Raw genomic sequence first — 19,438 nt, forward strand, 5'->3', positions numbered from 1 at the left:
CCCGCCACCGGCGAAACACCCGCTCGGCCGGCGGCCGGGAGCGGGATTCGCGGTCCGGATCGAGGCGTCGACGGACCGGGCAGGGGTGGCCCGGTCCGCCGGATTCACTCGTTCGCCCCGCTCCCGGAACCGGCCCACGGACGGCGGCCCGCCGAGCGGTGGCCGGCGGCCTCGTCGAGCAGGTAGGCGGGGCTTTGCGTGCTCTCGTCGTGGTCGTCGTAGTAGCGGTGGTAGACCGGGGTCAGGCCGCCGGAGACGGGTGGCACGATCCAACTCCAGTCCGCGGGGCACGTGCGGCCCGCCTCCGTCTCGCGTTCGACGTGCCGAAGGAAGCGGTCGGATTCGGTGTGGTGGTCGGTGATGGTCGCGCCGGCCGCGTCGAAGGAGTGCAGCACGGCGCGGTTGAGTTCGATCGAGGCCCGGTCCCGCCACAACGTGCGCTCGCTGGAGGTGTCCAGGCCGAACAGCGCGGCGATCGCCGGGAGCATGTCGTAGCGGTCCGCGTCGACCAGGTTGCGGGCACCGATCTCGGTGCCCATGTACCAGCCGTTGAACGGCGCCGCGCTGTAGGAGACGCCGCCGATCTCCAGGCGCATGTTGGAAATCGCCGGGATCGCGTGCCAGCGCAGGCCCAGGGCGGCGAATCCGGGGTGTTCGGGGTGGGTGAGCGGGATTTCGCGGACCGCGTCCGGGGGCAGTGCGTACGAGTGCAGGCGACCGTCCGCGCCCTCGACGATCAGGGGCAACGGGTCGAAGTCGGTGCCCGCGCCGCGCCAACCGAGGGTGTGCGCGAGTTCGGTGATGCCCTGATTGCGCCCGTCGCCCACGAGCGCGCCGTCCGCCCGGCGGTAGCCGGCGTAGCGGATCAACTGCTCGTTCCAGATCCGCACTCTGGGCCCGGTGGGGGCGTCGGGCGCGAACACGGTGATCGTCGGCCGGATCCGGCCGCCGCGCCAGGTCTCCCGCAGGTGTCCCGCACACTGGGCGGCCACCTCCTCCGGTCGGCTCACGTGCCGGCGGTCCCGGACGACCAGGCTGTTCCAGTACAACCGGCCGATGCAGCGGGCCGAGTTGCGCCAGGCGACCCGGGCGCCCCAGACGAGTTCGGCCGAGGTGTGGATGTAGGTGCCGGTGGTTCGGATCTGTTCGACGATCTCGCGTCGTCGGGTGTCCCGATCCACCGGCGACCCGGTCTCCCGGTGGAAGCGGTCCAGGAACGCCAGGGCCCGGGCCGGGTCCACGGCGCCCGGGACGCCGGCGTCGGGCACCGCGGACGGGGGCTGCGGGGTGGGGGTTTGGGGGTGGGGTGGCGCGGGACACGACGGCTGGTCGCCGCGGATCCGGGTGATGCTGTGCTCGGTCAACGCTCTCCTGGGTACCGGCTCGGCGCTGCGACCGCGGGTCGCGGGAGCCTGTTTCGAGTCTGGTGGGGGGTACGGGCCGGCGGCGGCCCGCCGGCTCAGCCCGGGGCATCCGCGGGCACCGGGGTGGGCGGCTGGGCCGCGTCGTCGGCGGTGTACGCGCCGACGACCGGGTCGTGGTGGATCTGTCGTTTGCTCAGGCCGAGTCGGCGCAGCACGCGGGCACTGTCCAGCACCATCGCGGGCGGACCGCTCAGATACGCGTCGCAGTCGTAGCGGGGCCCGTACTCCCGGACCACGTCGGAGACCCCGCCGCTGATGCCGGCCAGGGTCAGGTCGTCGAGCGCCGGCCGTACGCGCAGCCAGGACACCCGCTGGGACAGCCGCAGCAGGTCCTCCAGGCCGTACAGCCCGCTGTGCGCGCTGGCGCCGTAGAACAGGTCGACGAAGCGATCGGTGCCGTAGTAGGCCAGTTCCTCGACCATCGCCTTCAGCGGCGCCAGTCCGGTACCGCCCGCCACGCACAACACCGGATTGGGCGCCAGGTGGTCCACGACCATCTCGCCCATCGCGGCGCCCAGTTTGACGCGATCGCCCGGCTTGGCCTTGTGCACCAGCGCGTTGCTGACCCAGCCCGCGGGCACCGAGCGCACGTGGAAGGTGAGCAGGCCGTTCGGGTCGGGCGCGTTGGCGATCGAGTACGCCCGCCACACCCGCGGCCACCACGGGGTCTCCAGGAACGTGTACTGGCCCGCCCGGTAGGGGAACGCCAGGTCGGGGCGCACGGTGACCACGGCGATGTCGTCGGCGGGCTTGTCGTGCGAGACGATTTCCGCGGTCCAGTGTGGGGGGTTGGTCAGCGCGTCCTCGTCGGCCGCGCCGACCATGATGCCCGCGGCGGCGCCGTACGCGCGCACCCAGGCGTTGTGGACCGCGTCGCTCCAGGTGTCGCCGCTGAATCGGGCGAGCGCGGCGACCAGGCACTCGCCGACCAGGTCGTAGTGTTCGGCGACGACATCGAACTTGCGATGGTCACGGCCGAGTTGGCCGAGGAAACCGCTGAGCGCCGGAGCATTCTCCAGGTCGCCCACGATACGGATCAGCGCGTGCAGCAGACGGTCGCGCTGGACGTCCATCGCCGGGGGGAACAGGTCGCGCAGGTCGGGGCGGCGCAGGAACAGCAGCGCGTAGAAGTGGGACGTGACATCCGCGGCCCGGGGGGCGACGACCGCGAGATTTCGTCGGATGATTTCTGCGTCTTGAGATTCCAAAATCGGCCCATCGGTAGCCCTTCCGCATGAGGGTTGTCCGGCCGGTTCCGTCGAGAGTTCTTCGTGGAACACCGGCGGCCGGAACACGATCATGGGGTTGTCGTACCGGCGTCAAGTCGAAGGCCCGGTTCCGGTTACGGATCGACAGAAGTCCTCTTTGTGGCTGAAGGTGACGTTTGTACGGACACTTTGCGTATCCATACGCTCACGTATGGCTGTGGTGAAGTGCCTGGTGGGAGGGCGAATTCCAGCCTGCGAGGGAGGGTGCGCGGGACGGACGCGAGGATGCCGCGACGGGCCGGGATGCGGCTGCGGAGGTTCATCAAGCTGAGCCCCGACGCACGAGGCGCCGTCGGGCGCAGCGCTCGGCTCGGGTCGACCCGGATCGACGATGCGGACGGCGGCCGGGGACCTCGCCCGCGGGGGTCGGCTTTCGGGATGGGCATACTGGCGGGATGGTCGATGCGCAGGGGTTGGCGGGGATGGGGGCCGAGCGACTTCGGGGCATGTGTCTCGGGTTCAACGGGGCGGTGGAGGAGTTTCCGTTCGGGCGGAATCCGGACCTGTCGACGTTCAAGGTGGGCGGGAAGATCTTCGCCTTCTCGACGCTGACCGATGCGCCGCCGTTGCGGGTGAGCCTGAAGTGCGACCCGGAACTCGCGATCCGGCTGCGCGCCGAGCACCCGGCGATCGTCCCCGGCTACCACCTGAGCAAGCGGCACTGGAACACGGTGACCCTGGACGGCTCGCTGCCGGAGACGATGGTGCGGGACCTGATCGAGGACTCCTACGACCTCGTGGTCGCCCGGTTGCCGAAGCTGCAACAGCTCAAGCTGGATTGGCCCGGCGGCCGACCGGACGAGACGTAGCCGACGGCGGACGCCGGGCGGCTGGTTGCCCGCTGCTCCGCGCCGATCGAACGAACGCGCACGCCGCGCCTCCGGGTTGCCGTCGGGCCGGCTTCGTGCGTCCCGCGCCGGCGCGGCAACAGGCGCGCACCTTCGCCGAGTTCTCCACCGGCCGTCGGGCGGCCACGAAGCCGGCCGGCCGGGCGTGCGGATCGTTCGGGTCGCGACCATTCGGGTGATTTCGGAACCGCTCGGCGATCTCGTCGATTCGGCGGCGCCGAGAGCCGGAAAATCCGGCGAGCAGTTCATCACGCTGCGCAACCGAATCGGCGGGCGTGGGTCGGCTCGTGGCCGGCACGCGGTGGCCGGATTCGCCCGGGGCACGGGGCGGATCCGGGCCACGAGAACCCGCGAAGAGCGCCCCGAGTCCGCGCGCGGCCCGGCCGCCGGCGGCGGAACCGCCGGTCGGCTTCGGGGGCGTTCGTGCACGTCAACGGCCCGGTGGGGGCGTTGTGCCGGCGGGGATCGAGGTGCCGAGCCCGGTTCGGGCGGCGCCGCCGTGCCGCCCCGCGGGCCGGGGGTGGTCGGGGCGCCGGACGGGCGGGCGATTGTGGGTCGGATGCGATGAGTTGCCGGCCGCCCGGGGCGCGGATCACGTCCATGAACGGACGTTGCCACGCCGAAGGTTCGAAATCCGTTCGGCGGAAGCCGGCGTCGGCGAGTATTTCCCGATTACCGCACCCGCGGCGGCCCCCGGCGGCCCCGGCCGGGTCGCGGCGGCGGACCCGCTCCGAGCGCCTCGGGCCTTGCGCCACAAGGGGAAACCGCCCTTCGGTCGGTCAACGTCGGGACCGGACAGGAGGATTTGTCGCGTGTTTCGCGGATCCCCGCGTGGGCTCTCGTCGTTGATCCAAGGGGGTGTTTCGGGCGCGTCTTTCTCGCGGTTCGAAATGCCCCCCGTGTGACGGAGAGTTACAGTCATGGAAATGGGTACTGGCGCAACGGCGTTCGACCCGATCGGTCGGATGGTCCGGCCGGTCGAAAGCGATCGGTACCCCCGCACCACGAAAGGCATCTCATGAACAAGGCACAACTCGTCGAAGCCATCGCCGACAAGCTCGGCGGTCGGGCCGCGGCCGAGGAAGCGGTCGACGCGGTTCTGGACACGATCATCCGCTCGGTCGTCGCCGGGGACCGGGTCTCGGTCACCGGCTTCGGCTCGTTCGAGAAGGTCGAGCGTGCCGCTCGGTACGCCCGTAACCCTCAGACGGGCGAACGGGTTCGGGTCAAGAAGACCTCGGTGCCGCGCTTCCGCCCCGGCCAGGGCTTCAAGGACCTCACCGGCGGCACCAAGAAGCTGACCCGTGGCGAGACCGCGATCAAGAAGGCTTCGCCGGGCACGGTGACCGGTGGCGGCACCGTCGCGGGCAAGAAGGCCGCGGCCAAGAAGACCACCGCGAAGAAGGCGGCGACCAAGAAGGCCACCGCGAAGAAGGCGACGACCCGGGCCACGGCGGCCAAGACGGCTGCCCCGGCCCGCAAGACCACGGCGAAGAAGGCCGTCGCGAAGACCACCGCCGCGAAGAAGACCACCGCCGCCAAGTCGACGGCGGCCAAGAAGACCACCGCGAAGAAGACCACGGCGAAGACGACCGCGGCCAAGACCACCGCCAAGAAGGCCGCCTCCAAGACGCCCACCACCCGCAGCACGCCCGGTCGCAAGACGGCCGCCAAGCGCACGACGAGCGCTCGCACCGCCAAGCGCGCCTGAGGACCAACCCGGTCGGATGCGATGGTCGGACCGCCCGTGCGGGGCGGTCCGACCGGGGTGCCGGATCGGAACGCCCCGCGGGTCCCACGGAGCGTTCCGACGGCGGACCGACCGGCCCGGAGCCCCCGCCCGGAGCTCCTGCTCCGAGCCCCTGCCCCTGGCCGCCGCACCGCGCCCCACCCGTCAGCCCCCGTTCAACTCCGCCACGATCGACGCCGGGCTGTGCCCGCTCCCGTCGGATTGCCGGTGGAAGTCCACCGCGACGAAGTTCGGGTTCCGTCCCGCCGCCGTCGCGCACTGTTGTGCGATGCGATTGCGCAGCTTGCTCCCGTTGTCCAGGGCGGCGGTGCCGATCGTCGGCACATTGCGGAAGTGGCTCATCGCGAACAACCGGCGAAAACCGGGTTCGGTGCGGTTCAGCGGGATGTCGGACCACCGGCTGGTGCAGGCCAGGTCATTGCCCAGGTCGCCCAGGCTCCAGTAGTTCTGCACGGTCCAGTCCCGGTCGTACATCACGCCCAGGCCCTCCTTGCCGGGCTTGTCGGAGAACAGCAGCAGGCGCTTGTTCGCGGTGACCATGTCCGCCACCCGAGGCCAGCCGTTGTCCCGCACGCCGGCGGTGTCCGGGCGAAACAGCAGCTCGGGCAGTCCGCGCACCCGATCGAGCGAGCGTTGGAGCTGTGCGGTATCGACGTAGTCCTCCAGGAACACGGTCACCACCTCCAGCGGATTCGCGTTCAGGAAGTCGACCACGGTCTGCATCGTCCCGGCGAAGCTCTGCCGAGGCAGGGCGTAGGTCACCCCGGCGAACCCCTTGCAGTCCCCGTGACACAGATACACGTCACTGGGGTAGCAGTCGCTGCCGAAGCTGATGACGCACAGACCGGTGCTGTGCTCGTACCAGTGCGTGTCGAGCATCAGCCCGCGTACACCCCGGTCCAACTGCCCGCGCACCGACTCGGACTGGTTGACCGAGGACCACCGCGAGTCCTCGTAGTTGGTGAACGAGTTGTGCGTGGTCAACGAAGTGACCTGGTCGAGCCGGTCGTTGCCCCAACGTTGCGCCGCGGCGGTGAGGGGTGCCGCGGTTGCCGTGCCGGAGGCGGTCGAGGGGACGAGGGCGGCCAGGAGCGCGAGCAGCACGATCAGGAGCCCAGGTCCGGGTCGGCGGACGGAGGGCAACGCACCGCGGGAGTGCGGGCGTTGCGCGGATTCGGGGGAGGCGGCCGGTCTGCCGCCGGAAGAGTTCATGGCAGGGGAACGTACTCGGAACCGGCCGCGTTTTGACCCCCGTCGACCGAACGGGCCGGGATCACGCCACCAGCAGCGCCAGATCCCAACCCGCCGTCGCGCGACCCTCGGCGTACGCGTCCAGGGCCAGTGCGATGCCCGCCGCGCCCTCCAGGAAGGCCGGTACGTCCGTGCCCTGCGGCAGGTCGGTCATCGTGGTGCGGAAGCCGAAGCGGTACGCGTCGTGATACTGGTCCAGCACCAGCGCGGCCAACTCGTCCCGGACGAGCGGGAGTCGGGCGTCGTCCAGGTGTTCGCCCAGCAGGCCGAGCAGGTGCAGCATCCCGCCCCAGCCGTGGCACAGCGCCGCGTCGTCGATGCCCCAGTCGGCGATCGGGGTGTCGAGCAGGCCGGTCAACGAACGACGGGTCAACTCGTGCCAGTCCGGCCGATCGAGCGCGAGCGCGGCCGACTGGATCGCCCGGGACACGCCGGGGACGCCGTAGCACCAGGACGGGCGGGGCGCCTGGGCATCCGGATCGGGGCCGGCCGCCCATTCGTCGAGCGTGCGCACGGGCGGCCACCACAGCGCGTCCCCGTCGGGAACGGCGCACTCGGCGAGCAACGCGACCAGACTCTCGATCGCCGCGCGCTGCCCCGGCACCCGGACGCCCGCGCGCCAGGCGAGTGCGAGCAGCGCCAGTGGTCCGGCGACGCCGTGCGACAGGCCCAGGTTGAGGTGGCCGTCCGGCAACTCGGCCTCCTGGCCCAGTTTGGGCGCGGCCAGGGTCCACCAGCGCGGCACCTTGCGCCCGCGGTGGGTGATCTCGCCGTCGGCCAGCGCGGTCAGGTGGGACAACACCGTCTGCAATTCGTCGGCGCAGGCCGCGCCGCCGGTGTCGTCCTCGACGCGTGCCAGCAGATACCGGCCGATGCCGCTCAGCCCGCGCACAGTCTCGAACTCGCCGTTCGTGGGCAGCGGCTCGTCGATCCGCAGCCGGGGCAGGGTGGCCTGCACCACCCGGCGCTGATGCTCGTCCAGCCGGGCCAGGGCGGACACGTACCCGCCGGTGGCGTGGTGCGCGACCAGCGTGGCGACCGCGACCGCGCCGGGGCCGTCGAAGACGCCGCCGGCCGGAAACCGCTCGCGGGCCAGTGCCGCCATCGCCCGGGCCAGGTAGGCGTGGGCGCGGACGGGGTGTTCGGGGCCGCGCGGGGCGGTGCCGCTGAACGCCAGGGAGACCCCCGGGTAGCCGCCGGACAGCGACAGGTCGGCCCAGACCGGGGTCCCCGCGTCGGCCCCGGCCGCCACCGCCGCCGCGTTGGTGTCGGCGACGACGCCCGCCGGGTCGGCCAGTCGATCCAGCACGCGGGCCACGATCGTGCGGGCCCGATCGGCGTGGCGCGGTACGACCGTGTCGGTCGCCTGCTCAGCCGTGTCGGCCATGCCCATCCCCGTCCTCGTCGTGGAGTTGCGGTTTCGGCGCGTGCGCCAGCCGGCCCAGATGGTCGCTCGCGATGCCGCGCAGGATGTCGTAGCCGCGCTGTTCGCTCGCCCGGTCGATGCCGAGCAGCCGGTTGTGCTGCAGGTGCAGCAGTGCGAGGACGGCGTTCTCGTGCGCGCTGCCCGCGGGTCGACGGCCCGCGTCGGACAACACGATCGTGCCGTAGGCGCGCGTCTCCGGTGCGTGCGACCACAATTCGGCCAGGGCCGGCATGCCCAGCCGGTCACCGGCCGCCGCCGCCGTGTGTCCGGGGCGGATCAGCTCCCGCACCAGCGCGCGGTGTCGGCGGAACCCGGTCCCGGTCGGGCGCTTGGCGAACGCGTACTCGACCCAGGAGCACCAGTCCCAGTCGCCCAGGCTCTCCAGCAGCAGCGCGTGGTCGACCGCGATCAGCACCTCGTTCGGCACGTCGAGCCCGCCACGCGCCCGCAGGCCCAGTTGGGCGATCGCCGACCTGCTGTCCAGCGCGAACACCCGCTCGGCGGCGGCCAGCGCGTCCGGCCCGCCGTACCGCTCGGTTTCCGGCTCGTAGACGTCCAGCGCCATCGTGCGGATCGTGCCCGCCTCGCGCATCGCCCGCACGTGTCGGACCAGTTCGGGCAGCACCCGTTCGCGCAGCGAGGCCGGGTCGCCGTGCAGGCGGACCCGCAGATGCGGCTCGGGGTCCCGGTAGCGCATGAAGAACCAGCGGTCGACGTGCTCGCCGATGTCGGCGAGCAGCGCGGGCAGGCGGACCCGGAGCAGCTCGTCGTGCGTGTCGGGCGTCGCGTACAACTTCGCGAACAGCCAGTCCTCGCCCGGCAGATGGTAGGTCGCCGGACCGGGCGCCGGGGCGGCGGTGCGCGCCGCTGCCGCCGGCGCGGGCGCGGGGGTGACCCGGGCCCGGGAGCGCCGGGTCATCGGGAAGACCAGCTCCGTGCTGTAGCCGCCGGCCCAGCCGAAGCCGCGCCCGTGCTCGGTCAGGTCCTCGAACAGGGCCACCCGGCCCTTGCGCACCTCGTGGCGCAGCAGGGTGCGGTGCCACGGTGTATCCAGATCGAGGCAGTACGCGCGGTCCCAGTGCACCAGTTGCACCCGGTCCGGCACGTCGAAGCGATCGCTCCACTCGCGCAGCGCGCGGTCGAACTCCCGCGGTTCCGCCGCGGCGGTGCGCATCGCGTGGTCCGGGGCCCAGCGTCGGGGCGCGGCGACCACCCGGCCGAAGGTCACCCGCGGCAGTTGCGGGAGGGCCTCCAGCCCGGCCCAGTCCCAGCCGGTCCAGGTGCGGGCCCGCCCGAAGACGATGTCCACCATCAGCCGGACCACCTTGGGCGCCTCGCGATCGAGGGCCACCATGTGCGGGACCACCGGCAACACCCGCTGCCCGGTCCCGGGCAGCGTCAGTTTCAGACCGGCCGGATCGACCCGCACGAGCAGTTCGCGCCAGTCCAGGCAGGACGGATCGCGCCGGTCGGCGTACACCCCGATCGGGATTTCGTACGGCAGCAGGCGCGGCACCTGGGCCATGTTCAACGCGCGTGCGGCGTATGGCGCGAAGGAGACCTGGGCGGCCACCGCGTCGGGATCCGCCGCGGCTGCGACGAGTGTGGCCAACTCCTTTGTGCTGTCAGTCAGTTCGGCGAAGCGGCCGGTCATCGCGCCGGCCGACCAGGAGCCGGCGTGTGGGGTGCCGGCCAGGCGGAAGCGGCCCTGATCGAGGGCGGCGGCATCGTCGGCCAGGAGTTGGAAGCACAGTTCGAGCGAGTTCGGCGGCTCGGCGGGCTCGTCGCCCTCGGGCTGCGCGGTGCCGGCCAGCCGGTCGATCAGCTCCGGGGTGAGCCGCAGTTCGCGATCGTCGCGCAGCAGCGCGTCCTGGACCAGTTCCGCGGTCAGCGTGCGCCGGTCGCGGCCGGGCCGATATTCGGTCACCGGTTGTTCGCCCGCGGTCAGGCGTTCGTCGTACCCGGCGGGAAAGCCCAGGCCCCGGTGCGCGTCCACGAGTTCGGCCAGTGGGACCGCCCCCGCGGTGCCGTACCGCTCGATGAACCGGTTCCGGTAGTCGCGCATGTGCGCGTGGGTGACCCACGCGTCGGACAGCGCCCACATCGCGCCGGCGTAGGCGCTCACCTCGTCGCCCACCGCCTGCGGCAGCACGATGTCGGCGGCCATCCGAAGATCCACCTGGACCGGCGGATGGGCGGCGTCGGCCCGTGGATCGACCAGCTTCATCAACCGGTGCCAGGACTGGGCACCCTCGCCGGGGCGGGCCTTCTCGTACTCGCGCACGGCGGCCCTGGTCGACCGGAACTCCTGTGTCGCGCCGGGGAGTTCCTCGATCGCGTCGTCGATCCGGTCGAGCAGCGCGTCGTCCAGTCGGTGCGGGGTGATCGAACTGAGCAGGAAGCCGTGCCGGAGCAGTTGGGCGACCAGGGCGTCGAGCCGATCCCGAGGTGCCTCGGGGAACGCCTCGGCGGCGCGATCGAGCACCCTTTCGTACGGGAGCGGGTGGGTCACGGCGGCGCAGACGTGCGCGACCGGTGCGCTGTACCGTACCGAGATCTCCTGCTCGGGCCCGGACAGCACCAGTCGGCCGTCCCGGACCCGGCACAGGTCGTTGAGCACCACGTCGACACGCCGGCGCACCTCCGGCGCGGCGAGCCAGGCCCGGACCTGTTCGTGCAGCCGACCGCCGTCCAGTCGCACGGCCTTGGCATCGGGGCCCTGCACGCGCACCCGCGCGGTCGGTCCCAGGTGGGCCGTGGCCACGCCCGCGAACAGGCCGAACGGGGTCGGGCGGCCGGTCATCCGCAGCGCGTACCGGGTCACCGACAGGGCGGTGCCGGTCAGCCGTTTCGGGCCGAGGTCCGCGCCCGCGTCGAGGCGGTCCAGCGCCGCGGCCAGGCTGCCGCTGGCGACCTGCACGGCCTCGCGGAACAGCGGGTCGGCGGCGATCCGGCGCAGCCCTGCGGGGGTGTCCGCGTCGGCCGTGCCCGGATCCGGCTCGGCGTGATCGGGGCCGGCGTCGTGCCCGGCGTGCCGCCGGCTCGCCATCCGCACCAGGATCGGGCCGGCCGGTTCGTAGTCGTCGTCGCGCGCGCCGTTCCGTCCGCCCTGCGGATCGTTGTCGCGCGCAGCATCTCGCTCGGAGTGTCGCACCGTCTCTCGCACCGACCCCATACCCGTGTGACCGGCTCGCGCCGGGAGCCGACAAGCCGACCGGGGGCGGGCAGACCCGCCCGCCCCCGGAGACCACTACCTGCAGCAGGTCCAGCAGCGGGACTGAACGCCCCAGGTGTTCGGGGACACGGTGTAGGGGGCGGCCGCGTTGAAGTCGGCCGCGCCGACCTCGCCTTCCGCGATGCGGACGTCGAGGTCCAGGTCGGCGAAGTCGCGGGTTTCGGTGGTTTCTTCGAGCAGAATCTTGTCGTTCATGACAACTCCCTCGATATCGATCGCAGCGCTTTGTTGGGTGCTGCGAATCCGGGAGATCTGTTTGATCTCGGGGAGGACGCTAAGCGTTCGACAGGCGGCCGATCAAGAACGATTACCGGCCATCCGGGCCGGCTGGAAATCTCCCTGTGGAAGCCGCGATCAGGCTCCTACGCTGCATAGATGCCGAGCAGGGGTCGATCTGCCCGGCGTGTTCACGAGGGGGTCGTCTGCGACACGTCGGGGCCGACCGGTAAATACCGGTTAACCGATTTCGTTGGCATCTACTGTATCGGGGAAATTCCGCACGGCAATTGTCGGCGGCGCTATATTCCCGGGCCATTCATGCGGGTAATCCGCCGGGTTCGATCTCATCCGCCGACGGGCGGGTGGTTCATCGGCGCGCCGTCCCCGACCGGGGGCAGATCGCCGCGCTCGATCGGGGTGCTCGCGGTGGTCGGCTCCGGGTGGGGCGTGGTGGTGCCGGCCCCGGGGGCGGTCGCCGGCTGCGCGGCCGACATCGCCGCACGCAGGGTGGCCCGATCGACCTCTTTCGGATCGGCCCACACCCACACGACCAGGCCGTCCCCGGCCCGCGCGTAGGTGTGTTCGGCCGATGTGCTGCGATACCACGTGTCGCCGTCGGCCGCACAGGTCCCGCTCGCCGGCGGCGTCGACGGGCAGGCCGCGGTGCTCGGCCCGCCCGTGTCCGCGGCAAGGTGGATCCGCCGGCCCTGCGCCGAGACGTAGACCGACTGGAAGCCGGTGTCCCCGTACACCGCGACCGACTGCGCCGCGAGTTCGTAGCCGGGCACGGTGGTGACATACCGGAACCGGGGTTCGACGCCCGGCGGGGGTGTGGGGCCGGTCGGCAGGGGGGCCTCGGACCGACCGGTGGCCGGCGGGGAGGCGCCCGGGGAGTAGAGGCCGCCCGAGCCCACCGCCCGACCCGGCCGGCCCTCGGTGCTTCCGCACCCGACGAGTAACAACATCCCGGCCAACCCGAACCCGGCGGCGATCACACGAGCATTCATGCGGCGCACCCTAACCGACGGGTCGGACCGGGCCGGGGTGGTCGCCGGCCGGGCGACCGGATCGGGCCGGCAGCGGGCCGGCGTCAGGCCAGGGTCACCGTCACCGGGAGTTCCTTGATGCCGTTGACGAAGTTGGAGCGGACCCGGCGGACCTCGCCCGCGAGCCGGATGTCGGCGATCCGGGGCAGGAGTTCCTCGAACATGATCCGCATCTCCAGGCGGGCCAGTGCGTTGCCGAGGCAGAAGTGCGGGCCGCCCTTGCCGAAGGTCACGTGGTCCACGCCGCGCCGGGTGACGTCGAAGTCGTACGGGTTCTCGAACACGGCCTCGTCCCGGTTGCCCGAGGCGAACCACAACACCACCTTGTCGCCCTCGCGGATCGACCGGCCGGCCAACTCGGTGTCGCGGGTCGCGGTGCGGCGGAAGTGGTAGACGGGAGAGGCCCAGCGCAGGAACTCCTCGACCGCGACCGGCATCAGCGCGAGGTCGTCGCGCAACCGCGCCAACTGCTCCGGGTTGCGCAGCAGCGCCAGCATCGAGTGCGAAATGGCGTGCCGGGTGGTCTCGTTGCCCGCCACCACCAGCAGCAGGAAGTAGTTGTCGAAGTCGTGTTGCGACAGCGGGACGCCGTCCGAGGGTGTCTGGTTGACCAGTCGGCTGACCAGGTCGGTGCCGGCGCCGCCGCGCCGCCGGGCGGCCAACTCCCGTCCGTACTCGAAGACCTCCAGCGAGGCGGGACTGCGGAACGGCAACTCGCGGTAGCGCTCGCTCTCCTCGCTCTCCAGGAGCACGTCGGCGTAGTCCGGGTCGGTGTTGCCGATGATCCGGTTGCCCCAGTCGATCAGTTTGCCGGTGTCCTCGCCGGGCACGTCGAGCATCTTGGCCAGCACGTTGATCGGGAAGTCGGCGCTGACCTCGTGCACGAAGTCGAAGGTGCCCTTGGCGAGTGCGTGGTCCAGGGTCTTCGCGGTCAGCCCGCGCAGGAACGTGCCGTAGTCGGCGATCGCGCGCGGGGTGAACTGCTTTTGGAGCAGCTTGCGCAGCGCGGTGTGCCGCAGCCCATCGGTCTCCAGGAGCGAGCGTCGGATGGCGATCTGCGAGTCGTCGACCTCCTCCAGGTTGGTGAACCGCGAGGAGGTGAAGGTCTGTGGGTCGCGGTCGACCGCGACGATGTCCGCGTGCCGGGTCAGCGCCCAGAAGCCGCTGTTGGGGGCCGCCTCGGGCTGCCAGTGCACGGGGTCCTCGCGGCGCAGCGTGTGGAACATCCGCCAGGGTGTCTCGCCGTCCAGGAAGCGGTCGTTGTCGGCGAGGTCGACCTCGTCGAGCGGCATCGGCTCGGGGATCGTGGAGGCGGTGGTGGTGCGGCTCACGAAGACTCCTCGCGGGGGATCGGCAGGGTGCCCGGACGGGCCGGCGCGAGTGCGCTCACAGGTGGTAGGCGTACTCGGTGAACTCCCAGTCGGTGACGTGCCGGTGGAAGCGGGCGACCTCGTCGCGCTTGTAGGTGATGAACGCGTCGGTGAACCGGGCGCCGAGCAGCGCGGTGAGTTCCTCGTCGGCCTCGAACGCGTCCAGCGCCTCGGTCAGCGTCGCGGGCAGGATCCGCGCCTTGGCTGTGTCGTAGCCGTAACCCTCCAGCGGGGGCGGTGGGTTCGCCTTGTCGCGCAGCCCCAGGTGCACCGCGGCGAGCACGCCGGCGACGGCCAGATACGGATTGGCGCTCGCGTCGCCGAGCCGGATCTCCAGCCGCGCGCCGGCGCCGCGCTCGGGCGGGATGCGGACCATCGCGCTGCGGTTGTCCAGGCCCCAGTCGATCAGCCAGGGCGCCAGCGTGTCCGGGCCGAATCGTTTGTACGAGTTGACCGTCGGGTTCGACAGCGCGGCCAGTGCGGGGGCGTGCGCCAGGACGCCGGCGATCGCGTGATGTGCGGCGGGGGACAGGCCGTGCGGGCCGGTCGGGTCGTCGAAGGCGTTGCCGCCGTCCGCGTCCAGGCAGCTCAGGTGCAGATGGAAGCCGGAACCGCCCTCGTCGTTGAAGGGTTTGGCCATGAAGGTGGCCAACCGGCCCTCCAGCCGCGCGAGTTCCTTGATCGAAGCCTTGAAGCGGAAGGCCCGGTCGGCGGCGTCCAGCGCGTCGGAGTGGTCGAGGTTGATCTCGAACTGGCCGGAGCAGTACTCGTGGTTGCCGGTGGTCACGCCGATGCCCAGCGGGCCGAGATGACGCAGGGTGCGCAGCAGGTGCGCGTCCGGGTCACCGCGGCGCCCGGCCACGTAGACGTTGCCCGGTGCGTCGCCGTAGCGCCGCCAACCGCCCGGGCGTTGCGGGTCCGGCTCGCACAGGAAGTACTCCAACTCCGGTCCGACCACCGGTCGCAGGCCCACCTCGGCGGCCATCCGGGCCAGCACGTCGCGCAGCAGCGAGCGCGGTGCCTCCGGGGCGGGGCGTCCGGTGGCCGGGTCCACGGTCTCGCCCAGACACCACGCGACGCCGGGCTCCCACGGGATGGCGACGAGGGTGTCCAGGTCGGGGTATACGCAGATGTCCGGCAGTCCGACGTCCATGCCGCCGGCCACCGGGACGGTCTCGCCGCGCGGGGTGGTGTGGAAGACCGCCCGGCAGAACGCCAGACCGTGTGCGCAGACCGAGGGCAGGTGGTCCACCAGCACGTCGCGTCCGCGATCGGTGCCGATCAGGTCCGGGTAGGCGATCCGGACCACGTCGATGCCCCGCGCCTTCAGGTCGGCGACGACGTGGTGGGCCCGGTCCACTTCGGATGCATTCACGGATTCTCCTCGCACACCACGGCACGGCACGGGCGCCGGCAGGACGGCCGATTCGTTTGAGCCCAAACCATATGGACGCGGCCGGCCTCGCACAAGGGGTTGGTCGAGGCTTTACGGGGCTCGATCCGGTGGGTGGGTGCGAGTGTCGGGTGTGGTGGCGAAGACGGCGTCCGGGGCGTGACAACGGACTGCGGGAGGCATATCGTACGGACCCAAACGATCTATCGGTCTCGACCCGCGTCGAGCCGCACCGTGCCCCGAGGGAGGCGCCATGACCGGCGTACACGGTTTCTTCCACCCCAAGACCGGCACGGGCCGGTCGTCGCTGATCCCCGCTCCGCCGTGGTCGTACTCGGGTGACCTGCTCACCATCGAGTACCGCACCGATCCCGCGCGGGTCGCCGAACTGTTGCCCCCGCAGTTGGAGCTCGCCGACGAGGACCCGGGCGCGGTCGCGCTGATCTGGGCCGACTGGCAGTCCTGTTCGTCCGATCGGGCGGAACTGCTCGACCCGGTGCGCGCGCAGTACAAGGAGTGCTTCGCGGTGGTGCGCTGCCGGTACGCGGGGGTGACCTACTCGCGCTGCGTGTACATCTGGGTGGACAAGGACTTCGCCATCGCGCGCGGCCTGCACCAGGGGTATCCGAAGAAGCTCGGCTCGATCCATCAGACCCGGCCGCACCCCTTCGGCCCGGCGCCGCGGATCGAGGCGGGCGCCCGGTTCGGCGCGACCCTGGCCGCCGCCGACCGCAGGTTGGCCGAGGCCGTGGTGACGCTGCGCGAACCGTCGCCGACCAACGGTTTCGTCAACGGGCATCCGATGGCCCACCACCGCTGGTTGCCCTCGATCGAACCCGGCCGGGGCCCGGCCCTGGACGAACTGGTGGCCACCGGCGCCGAGTCCGCCGAGGGCGGCGGGGCCTGGGTCGGCGACGCGGAGCTGACCCTGTTCGAGGCGCCCACCGAGGAACTGGCCCGGCTGGAGGTGGACGAGATCATCGGCGCGTACTACCGGCAGGTCGGCGTGGTCTGGAACGGCGGCACGCTGCTGGCACGCGGCGGTTCGGGCGCTGCGTAGACCCTCGCGCGAGGGCCCCATCACCCGACGGTGATGGGGCCCTCGCGCGGTTGCGGGTCGGTCAGCTCCGGCCGCGTCCGATGCCCGCGTACACACCCGGCCGGGTCGCCCGCAGGAACAGCGCGAACAGCGCGCCCACCACGCCCGCGCCCAGCACCAGCGTGGGCAACACCCAGCGCAACGCGGAGCCGGAGTCCACGCCGAGCAACACGCCGAAGTTGTCCAGGGCGGCGACGAACACGGCCGCGAGCAGTACCGCCGACGCGGCCGGCGCGATCAGCCGGCTCCAGGCGTTTTCGCCGTCCGCGCCGCGCCGGAGGAAGAACACCACCACCGCGAGCGAGGTCAGCACGAGCAACAGCAACACGCCCAGCGCGCCCAGGTTGGTGAACCAGTTGAACAGGGTCGCCATCGGGTCGCGATCGAGCGCCGCGAAGGCGATCACCACGGCCGCGGCGAGCGAGGTCTGGGTGGCCGAACCGAGGTGCGGCGAGTCGGTGCGCGGGTGGGTGCGACCCAGCGCGGTGGGCAACACACCCTCGCGGCCGAGGGCGAAGAAGTAGCGCGCGACCGCGTTGTGGAAGGACAGCAGCGCCGCGAACAGGCTGGTGATCAGGAACACCTGGGCCAGGTCGGCGAAGCCGGAGCCGATCTGGTCGCCGCCCAGCACGAAGATCAGGTTCGGCCCGTGCTCGGTCGCCGCCTCGACCGCCCGGTCGGTACCGGCACCGCTCATCAGCGCCCACGCGGTGACCGCGTACAACACGCCGATCACGCCGACCGAGACGTAGGTCGCGCGGGCCACGGTGCGCTTGGGGTCCGCGCACTCCTCGCCGTAGATCGCGGCCGACTCGAAGCCGGTGAAGGAGGCCATCACGAAACAGAACGCCGCGCCCATCGAGCCCGAGGTCAGCGCGTCCCAGGAGAACGGGTGCAACGAAATGCTGTCGGGGGCCTGGCCGAACGCGCCGATGTCGAAGATCAGTACGGTCACCGTCTCGGCGATCAGCAGCGCGGCCAACACCCGCGCGTTGAGGTCGATCCGCAGATAGCCCAGCACGCCCACGAGCACGATGCCGACCAGGACCACCACCCACCAGTCCACCCGCAGGCCGAGCTTGGCGTCCAGGAAGTCGGCGGTGGTGAAGCCGAACAGCCCGTAGATGCCGATCTGCATCGCGTTGTAGGAGATCAGCGCGACGAACGCGGCGCCCAGGCCGGCCACTCGGCCCAGGCCCTGGGCGACGTAGGCGTAGAACGCGCCCGCGCCGGTGATCCGCCTGCTCATCGCGGCATAGCCGACGCTGAACACCGCGAGCAGCGCGGCCAGGACGAGGTAGAGCGCGGGGATGCCGGAGGTGCCGGTGACCGCGAGGCTCTGCGGGATGCCGCCCGCGGCGACGGTGAGCGGGGCCGATGCCGCCACCACGAAGAAGACGATGTGCGCGACGCCGAGTGAACCGCGCGAGGGGGCGGATTCGGGGCCGGTGGTGCCGTTCGTCGACGCTTGTCTGGTTGCCATTCCCGGCGCCTCCGAGGGACGGGACCCATTCGTTTGGGTCCGTACGATCTGCGGGTGCCGCTGATCGTACGGATGCAAACAGGTCGCCACAAGGGCTAGATTTCGGGGTGCGCAAGGCGTATCGGGCCACCGCTCGGACGCGAACGACGAAGAAGGCGGAGCACGTGGTCGGCAAGCGGTCCATCACCGAAACGGAGAAGGCCGTCCAGGCACGACTGGGCGACATCCCGCTGCGGCGCGAGCAGATGGCCGCGGTGTCGAACATCTACCGCGCCGCCGCCGCGGTGCGCCAGCACCTGGAGAACTCGGTGCTGCGCGACGCCGAACTCACCTGGACCGCGTTCACCGTGTTGTGGGAGGTGTGGATCTGGGGCGAGAGCGAGACTCGGCACGTCGCCGAGGAGGCGGGCATCTCGAAGGGCACCCTCACCGGTGTGGCCCGCACCCTGGAGTCGCGCGGCCTGCTCACCCGCACCGCGCACGCCACCGACGGCCGGCTCGTGCTGCTCTCGTTGACGCCGGCCGGCACGGAACTGATGGACCGGGTCTTCCCGGCGTTCAACGCCGAGGAGGCGTTCGTCACCGACGACCTGAGCGCCGACGAATGCCTCACGCTGGCCGACTCGTTGCGCCGCATCGTCGCCCGGCTGGAGGCCAAGGGCGAGGAACGCCGCCAGGACCTGCTGGCCGGCGGCGCGCCGAAGCCCCGGCGCGGCGGGCGGCGCGCGAAGGGGTGAGCCCCGGGCGGGGCCGATCGCTGTCGTTCGCCGGTGCTGCACGGTGTTGTTCGGTGTCGTTCGGCGCTATGGGGTCCGCACGAGTGGGGTGTGTGCGTGGCGGCGGGCCTGGTCGGTGAGAGTGTCGAAGAGGGCCTGCTGCGCGGGGTCGGTGTGCGCGGTGTCCTCGGGGTGCCATTGGACCGCGACGAACCAGCCGCCGGCGGCGACCGGTTCGAGGGCCTCGACGGTGCCGTCGGAGGCGGTGCCGGTGATCCGCAGGCCGAGGGCCGGCCGGTCGACGCACTGGTGGTGGTAGCAGGACGCGTCGAGTTCGGTGGCACCGGCGGCGCGGGCGACGGCCGAGTCGGGGGCCAGCGTCACCCGGTGCACCACGTGGCGATGGTGGGCCGGCATGTCCTGGGTGAGGGTGCCGCCGAGCGCGACGTTGACCACTTGCAGGCCGCGGCAGACGGCCAGGGTCGGCAGCCCGACCGCGAGCGCGTGTCGGGCGGCGGCCAGGTCGAATGCGTCCTGCGCGATGTCGACGTCGTACACCCGCTCGTGCACCGTGTCCGCGCCGTAGCTGCTCGGTGCCAGATCGCCGCCGCCGGGCAACAACAGGGCGTCCGCGCGGGCGAGTCGGGACGCGGCGCCGGCGGGCTCGGCCGGGTGCATCATGAACGGCTCGCCGCCTGCCGCGTAGACCGCCTCGGCCAGGGCCAGGGCGGTCACCTCGGCGGCGTAGCGCAGTGCGGACGTGGTGGCCGCGAACCGGCACGGCAGGGCGATCAGCGGACGGGTCACTGCGGTCTCCGCGGGTCTCGTGAGGCGGGCCTGGTGAGGCGGGTCGTGCGGCGTGTCGAGCGGCCGGCCGGTGCGGCCCGCCCGGAAGACGGGGCGGGCAGGC

General features: G+C 71.9%; 15 protein-coding genes. 4 read left to right on the top strand and 11 right to left on the bottom strand.

Annotated elements, in window-relative coordinates; translation table 11 throughout:
- Positions 1–104: 104 nt before the first annotated feature.
- Positions 105–1,241, bottom strand: a complete 1,137-nt coding sequence (locus ABZ374_RS36190; RefSeq protein WP_360319582.1) for a nitric oxide synthase oxygenase — start codon at positions 1,239–1,241, stop codon at positions 105–107.
- 218 nt (positions 1,242–1,459) lie between these two features.
- The gene (locus tag ABZ374_RS36195) at positions 1,460–2,632 is read right to left on the bottom strand and encodes a globin domain-containing protein (RefSeq protein ID WP_360319524.1); all 1,173 of its coding nucleotides are present in this window, start codon (positions 2,630–2,632) and stop codon (positions 1,460–1,462) included.
- 482 nt (positions 2,633–3,114) lie between these two features.
- On the opposite strand from ABZ374_RS36195, the gene ABZ374_RS36200 reads away from it, so the two are divergent.
- The gene (locus ABZ374_RS36200; RefSeq protein ID WP_360319584.1) at positions 3,115–3,501 is read left to right on the top strand and encodes an MmcQ/YjbR family DNA-binding protein; all 387 of its coding nucleotides are present in this window, start codon (positions 3,115–3,117) and stop codon (positions 3,499–3,501) included.
- Positions 3,502–4,558: 1,057 nt separating this feature from the next.
- The gene (locus ABZ374_RS36205; protein ID WP_360319526.1) at positions 4,559–5,251 is read left to right on the top strand and encodes an HU family DNA-binding protein; all 693 of its coding nucleotides are present in this window, start codon (positions 4,559–4,561) and stop codon (positions 5,249–5,251) included.
- Between the two features lie 183 nt (positions 5,252–5,434).
- Here the strand turns inward: ABZ374_RS36205 and ABZ374_RS36210 are convergent, their stop codons facing one another.
- From ABZ374_RS36210 to ABZ374_RS36240, 7 genes are all read right to left on the bottom strand, one after another.
- The gene (locus tag ABZ374_RS36210; protein WP_360319528.1) at positions 5,435–6,502 is read right to left on the bottom strand and encodes a PI-PLC domain-containing protein; all 1,068 of its coding nucleotides are present in this window, start codon (positions 6,500–6,502) and stop codon (positions 5,435–5,437) included.
- Between the two features lie 61 nt (positions 6,503–6,563).
- Positions 6,564–7,928: a lanthionine synthetase C family protein gene (locus tag ABZ374_RS36215; RefSeq protein ID WP_360319530.1), complete on the bottom strand. Its 1,365-nt coding sequence runs from the start codon at positions 7,926–7,928 to the stop codon at positions 6,564–6,566.
- Positions 7,912–11,121 carry a lantibiotic dehydratase gene (locus tag ABZ374_RS36220; protein ID WP_360319532.1) on the bottom strand — a complete coding sequence of 1,070 codons (3,210 nt, stop codon included), beginning with the start codon at positions 11,119–11,121 and terminating at the stop codon, positions 7,912–7,914. The genes ABZ374_RS36215 and ABZ374_RS36220 overlap by 17 nt, the downstream gene beginning before the upstream one ends.
- A gap of 96 nt (positions 11,122–11,217) precedes the next feature.
- The gene (locus ABZ374_RS36225; protein WP_360319534.1) at positions 11,218–11,397 is read right to left on the bottom strand and encodes a hypothetical protein; all 180 of its coding nucleotides are present in this window, start codon (positions 11,395–11,397) and stop codon (positions 11,218–11,220) included.
- Positions 11,398–11,765: 368 nt separating this feature from the next.
- Positions 11,766–12,428: a hypothetical protein gene (locus ABZ374_RS36230; protein ID WP_360319536.1), complete on the bottom strand. Its 663-nt coding sequence runs from the start codon at positions 12,426–12,428 to the stop codon at positions 11,766–11,768.
- An 83-nt stretch (positions 12,429–12,511) separates the two neighbouring features.
- Positions 12,512–13,759: a cytochrome P450 gene (locus ABZ374_RS36235; RefSeq protein ID WP_360319586.1), complete on the bottom strand. Its 1,248-nt coding sequence runs from the start codon at positions 13,757–13,759 to the stop codon at positions 12,512–12,514.
- A 94-nt stretch (positions 13,760–13,853) separates the two neighbouring features.
- Positions 13,854–15,212 (bottom strand): glutamine synthetase family protein, encoded by a 1,359-nt coding sequence (locus ABZ374_RS36240; protein ID WP_360319538.1) that lies wholly within the window; start codon positions 15,210–15,212, stop codon positions 13,854–13,856.
- Positions 15,213–15,483: 271 nt separating this feature from the next.
- Between ABZ374_RS36240 and ABZ374_RS36245 the strand changes: the two genes are divergently transcribed.
- Positions 15,484–16,290 carry an acetoacetate decarboxylase family protein gene (locus tag ABZ374_RS36245; RefSeq protein WP_360319540.1) on the top strand — a complete coding sequence of 269 codons (807 nt, stop codon included), beginning with the start codon at positions 15,484–15,486 and terminating at the stop codon, positions 16,288–16,290.
- 61 nt (positions 16,291–16,351) lie between these two features.
- Here the strand turns inward: ABZ374_RS36245 and ABZ374_RS36250 are convergent, their stop codons facing one another.
- Positions 16,352–17,812, bottom strand: coding sequence for an APC family permease (locus tag ABZ374_RS36250; RefSeq protein ID WP_360319542.1), 1,461 nt, complete (start codon positions 17,810–17,812; stop codon positions 16,352–16,354).
- A gap of 164 nt (positions 17,813–17,976) precedes the next feature.
- Here ABZ374_RS36250 and ABZ374_RS36255 point away from each other — a divergent pair, with 164 nt between their 5' ends.
- Positions 17,977–18,549, top strand: coding sequence for a MarR family winged helix-turn-helix transcriptional regulator (locus ABZ374_RS36255; protein ID WP_360319544.1), 573 nt, complete (start codon positions 17,977–17,979; stop codon positions 18,547–18,549).
- 66 nt (positions 18,550–18,615) lie between these two features.
- On the opposite strand, the gene ABZ374_RS36260 is transcribed toward ABZ374_RS36255, so the two are convergent.
- The gene (locus tag ABZ374_RS36260; RefSeq protein ID WP_360319546.1) at positions 18,616–19,335 is read right to left on the bottom strand and encodes a gamma-glutamyl-gamma-aminobutyrate hydrolase family protein; all 720 of its coding nucleotides are present in this window, start codon (positions 19,333–19,335) and stop codon (positions 18,616–18,618) included.
- Positions 19,336–19,438 lie beyond the last annotated feature (103 nt).

It is taken from the genome of Embleya sp. NPDC005971 (assembly GCF_040629175.1).
In the GTDB taxonomy this organism is placed as follows: domain Bacteria; phylum Actinomycetota; class Actinomycetes; order Streptomycetales; family Streptomycetaceae; genus Embleya.